Source organism: Brevundimonas vesicularis (assembly GCF_032067225.1).
In the GTDB taxonomy this organism is placed as follows: domain Bacteria; phylum Pseudomonadota; class Alphaproteobacteria; order Caulobacterales; family Caulobacteraceae; genus Brevundimonas; species Brevundimonas vesicularis_F.
Window position 1 is genome coordinate 39,913 of sequence record NZ_DAMBJX010000026.1, and the last position, 3,284, is coordinate 43,196.

At 65.8% G+C, this 3,284-nt stretch carries 5 protein-coding genes; all 5 read right to left on the reverse strand.

All coding sequences use genetic code 11. The annotated features are described in order from the left end of the window. Window positions 1-250 (reverse strand): K+/H+ antiporter subunit F (locus RT123_RS08645; protein WP_313008748.1); only part of this gene is annotated, 250 nt, incomplete at its 3' end. Further along, window positions 247-723: a Na+/H+ antiporter subunit E gene (locus tag RT123_RS08650; protein ID WP_313008749.1), complete on the reverse strand. Its 477-nt coding sequence runs from the start codon at window positions 721-723 to the stop codon at window positions 247-249. The genes RT123_RS08650 and RT123_RS08645, both read right to left, overlap by 4 nt. Before the next feature lie 8 nt (window positions 724-731). Then, on the reverse strand, window positions 732-2,327 hold the full coding sequence (locus tag RT123_RS08655; RefSeq protein ID WP_313008751.1) for a monovalent cation/H+ antiporter subunit D: 1,596 nt from the start codon (window positions 2,325-2,327) through the stop codon (window positions 732-734). Continuing rightward, window positions 2,324-2,665, reverse strand: coding sequence for a Na+/H+ antiporter subunit C (locus tag RT123_RS08660; protein ID WP_066554939.1), 342 nt, complete (start codon window positions 2,663-2,665; stop codon window positions 2,324-2,326). Before RT123_RS08660 ends, RT123_RS08655 begins: the two co-directional genes overlap by 4 nt. Then, window positions 2,665-3,284, reverse strand: a 620-nt coding sequence (gene mbhE, locus RT123_RS08665; RefSeq protein WP_313008752.1) for a hydrogen gas-evolving membrane-bound hydrogenase subunit E, incomplete at its 5' end; no start/stop codon positions are given. The genes mbhE and RT123_RS08660, both read right to left, overlap by 1 nt.

Sequence of the window (3,284 nt, forward strand, 5' to 3'; positions counted from 1 at the left end):
TGGCCAGGGCCACGGTGGCGGCGAAGCCCAACATGCCGATCACCAGGGCGGCCTCGAAATAAAGCTGGCTGTTGGTGCGGATGCCGAACACCACCACCAGCAGCATGCCGTTGAGATAAAGGGTATCCATGCCCAGGACGCGATCCTGGGCGCGCGGACCGTGAATGATCCGCCATGCCGCCAAGCCCATGGCGCAGGTCAGCATCAGCTGGGCCAGACCCAAGCCCCAGGTCAGCACCGCCGCCGTCATTCGAAAATCTCCATCAGCCGGCGCTCGTAGCGATCCTTGATCAGCCGCACCCAGGTCTCCTCATCCACGAGATCCAGCACGTGCAGCAGCAGACGGCCGGTGGCGGACTCATACTCAACCCACAAGGTGCCGGGCGTCGAGGTGATGATGATGGCCAGGACCGCCAGGCCATACCGGTCGCGCAGGTCCAGCGGAATATGGATGAAGCCGGATGTGCGCTCATGCCGTCGCCGCCCCAGAATGATGTGCGACACCGCCCAGTTGGAGCGCACGATGTCGCCGACGACGTCGATGGCGAGGCGCACTATGGCCATCGGCGACTTCACCCGCACGCGATCAACGCCCAGCGCCAGCATGACGATCGGCGCCAGCAGGGCCAGCAGCACCGCGAGCGCCAGAGACGGCGGCGCGACCGAGGCGCTGAGCAGGATCGAGGCGACGAACAGGCCTAGTGAAAGGATGGGGTAGGGCAAGACGCGTCTCATCGACCGCCCCCGCCCAGCACCGCGTGGATATAGCCTTGCGGGTCAGCCAGCCAGGCCGCCGTGTGGTCGGTGTAGATCAGGGCGGAGCCAGCGAAGATGGCCAGGAACACGCAGGCGCCAAGCAGGGCTGCGACCGCCGTCAGCTCGGCCGCACCCACCACGAAAGCCGGCGCATCTTCGTCGCGTGTCCAGATAGCGCCGACGCCCAGGCGCGTCAGGCCGATCAAAGCGCCGAGGCTGGACACAGAAAGTACGGCGACCAGCGTCCAGGCCGCCGCATCGCCAACGCCGATCAAGGCGCTGATCATAGACAGTTTCCCGACGAAGCCGGCCAAAGGCGGCAGGCCGGCGACCATCAAGGTGCAGATCAGAAAGGCGCCGCCCAGGGCGGCGACGGCCGCCGGAATGACCAGGCCCGGCTCGTTGCGCTCTTCGTCGTCGAACGGATCACGATATTCGTCATCGAAAACAGCGCGCGCCTCTCCGACATCAGATTCTCGCCCTCGCTGGAGGATCTCGGCCAGCAGAAACAGGGCTGCGCAGGCCAGAGTTGAGCCGATCAGATAAAAGAGCGCGCCGCTGAGGGTCGCTGCATCGCCGACGCCCAGGCTGGCCAGAACGGTGCCGGAAGAAATCATCACGCCGAATCCGGCGGCGCGCGACAGATCGCGAGAGGCGATCAGGCCGAATGTGCCGAACCCTATGGTCGCCAGTCCGCCGACGAACAGCCAGGTCAGGCCAAATCCGGCGGAGGCGCCCGCGTCGGCGCCAAGCAAAAGCAGGCTTAAGCGGATGACCACATAGACCCCGACCTTGGAGAGGATGGCGAAGACCGCCGCCGCTGGCGCGCTGGCTGCCGAATAGGTGGGGGTCAGCCAGAAGCCCAAGGGCCACATGGCGCATTTGATCAGGAAGGCCGTGCCTAGCACCGCCGCTCCGATATGGAATAGCCCCAGGTCATCCGTTGCGACGGTCGCGACCCGCGTTGCAACATCCGCCATGTTCAGCGTGCCGGTCACGCCGTAGATCAGGCTGACGCCGATCAGAAACAGCAGGGATGCGGTCAGATTGACGGCGATATAGATCACGCCCGCCCGCACCCGCGCCTCGCCCGACCCATGCAGCGCCAGTCCGTATGAGGCGGCCAGCATGATTTCGAAAAAGACGAACAGGTTGAACAGGTCGCCGGTCAGCAGGGCGCCGTTCACCCCCATAATCAGAAGCAGGAACAGGGCGTGGAAGCGCGGTCCCGCTCGGTCCCATCGCGCCAGGGCGAAGATCAGGGCGCATCCGGCCAAAACGCTGGTCAGCGCAACCATCATCGTCGACAGCCGGTCGGCCACCAGGACAATGCCGTAGGGCGCAGCCCACGACCCCAGGCGATAGACCCGCGCAGTATCGCCGCCGCCCACGGCGCCGTTTGCGCTTTCGTGCAGCAGAACCAAGGCCATGATCAGAATGGCGGCCATAGCGCTCAAGCTGAGCGCCGCCTTCAGCGTTCGGCGACGTTCGTCAAGCAGCAGCATGGCGGAGGCGATGATCATCGGCAGGACGATGGGGCCGATGATCAGATGGGCGTTCCAGTCGATCATGCGTCCGGCTCCTTGCCATCGACATGGTCGTTGCCGGTGATGCCGCGCGCGGCCAGAATGACGACCAGGAACAGCGCCGTCAGGGCGAAGCTGATGACGATCGCGGTCAGGACCAGCGCCTGCGGCGTCGGGTCGGTGTAGCGCGCGGGGTCGGAGACGTCGCCCGCCAGTACGGGCGGCGCGCCCGACCTCAGCCGCCCCATGGCGAAGATGAAGATGTTGACCGCATAGGACAGCAGCGACAGCCCCATGATCACCTGGAAGGTGCGCGGGCGCAGCAGCAGCCAGACACCCGAGGCCGACAGCACGCCGATGGCGAGGGCGAGAACCAGCTCCATCATGACAGCTCTGCTTCTTCGGCGTCTCTTTGCTTGGGCTTGCGCAGCGACTGGTGCGCCAGGGCGACGAGGGTCAGGACCGTGGCGCCCACGACCAGAACGACCACGCCCAAGTCGAACAGCACGGCGCTGGCCAAGGGCACGCGTCCCAGGATCGGCAGGTCGGCATACTGGAACCAGGACGTCAGGAAGGGATAGGCGAAAAGCCACGATCCGATCCCGCTGAGGGCGGCGATCACCAGGCCCGCGCCGATCCAGAAGATGGGCCGGATGGCCAGCCGCTCTTCGACCCATCGGGCGCCCGAGGCCATATATTGCAGGATGAAGGCGATCGACAGGGCCACGCCCGCCGCGAAACCGCCGCCTGGCAGGTCGTGCCCGCGCAGGAACAGGTGGACGGCGAGCAGGATGATGAAGGGGAAGATCCAGCGCATCACCACGCGGGGGATCAGCATGGTCTCCTTCAGCGTGTCGCCCTCCGATCGCGTCTCATGATCGCGGTCTGAGGCGTCCTGCACGCTCTGCTGGCTGGGATTGGACAGGGTGTCGTCGGCGGGACGGAAGCGGCGCAGCAGGGCGAAGATCGTCAGGCCGACAATGCCCAAAACCGTGATCTCGC